General features: G+C 57.3%; 1 protein-coding gene. It reads left to right on the top strand.

The window, feature by feature from the left end:
• Positions 1-927 (top strand): autotransporter outer membrane beta-barrel domain-containing protein (locus B9Y90_RS26300; RefSeq protein ID WP_139827534.1); only part of this gene is annotated, 927 nt, incomplete at its 5' end.
• Positions 928-1,053 lie beyond the last annotated feature (126 nt).

Genomic DNA, 1,053 nt, shown 5'->3' with positions numbered 1-1,053 from the left:
ACCGATAAAACCACCCGCTCCACCGATGCCCTGCTCGGCGCCCTGTCCTCCGGGCTGTTTATCTCTGACGGTGAAATGCAGAGCGTCCGCTCCCGTCGGGGTGACCTGCAGAACGGCAGCCAGGATGAGGGCGGTGTCTGGGGTCGCTACCTGAATAACAACACTCACGTTCACGCCGCCGGCACCGCCGCTTACCGTCTGGAACAGAACGGCATGGAGCTCGGCGGAGATAAAATCCTCAATGTCGGTAATGACCGACTGGCGCTGGGTCTGTTCGGCAACTACTCGAAGAACAACCTGAAGCAGGACCGCGGCAACAGCAGCAGCGTTGACAGCTGGGGTACCGGGGTGTACGCCACCTGGTTCGGGGCGCAGGGTTATTACGTGGACGGGGTGGTGAAATATAACCACTTCAGCACCAACGTGCGCTCTCAGACCGAAACCGGGCGCAGCGTTACCGGCAACTTTGACCAGAACGGGCTGGGTGCATCCCTGGAAACCGGCTATCGCTTCACCCTGCCGGCGGCGATGTTTGTAGAGCCGTATGTTCGGGCGTCGTATTTCACCGCGGACGGGAAGGACGTGAAGCTGAGTAACGGCCTTGAGGCGAAAGCCGACCGCCTGCAGTCCATTCGCGGCGAAGCGGGGGTGTCTGCCGGGAAGCGCTTTGACCTGAACGGGGGCGTGACCGTAAGTCCGTATGTGACTGTCGCAGTGGAGCAGGAGTTTGATAAAGACAACAATGTCCGCATGAATGACGCATACAACTTCAACAACGACTTCTCCGGTACCACGGGGCGTTACGGGCTGGGCGTAACCTCTCAGCTGACCCATAATGCATCCGTTTACCTTGAGGCCAACTACCGCAAGGGCGAGCATGTGGAGTCCCCGGTGACGGGGAATGCCGGTTTCCGTGTAAGTTTCTGATGATGTGACAGAAAAGGTGGGTGGGAGATAAATACTTCCCACCCATTATCCCTTTCATCACGAAGCCAGTCATTATCAGGATTAATGCTTCCACTCCGGATGTTTTAATCCTGATAAAAGCTTTTA

Origin of the sequence: Cedecea sp. NFIX57 (assembly GCF_900177785.1) — a bacterium.
GTDB lineage: Bacteria > Pseudomonadota > Gammaproteobacteria > Enterobacterales > Enterobacteriaceae > Cedecea > Cedecea neteri_C.
The sequence above is the reverse complement of the archived record's forward strand: the minus strand, read 5'-3'. Positions and strand labels throughout refer to the sequence as shown.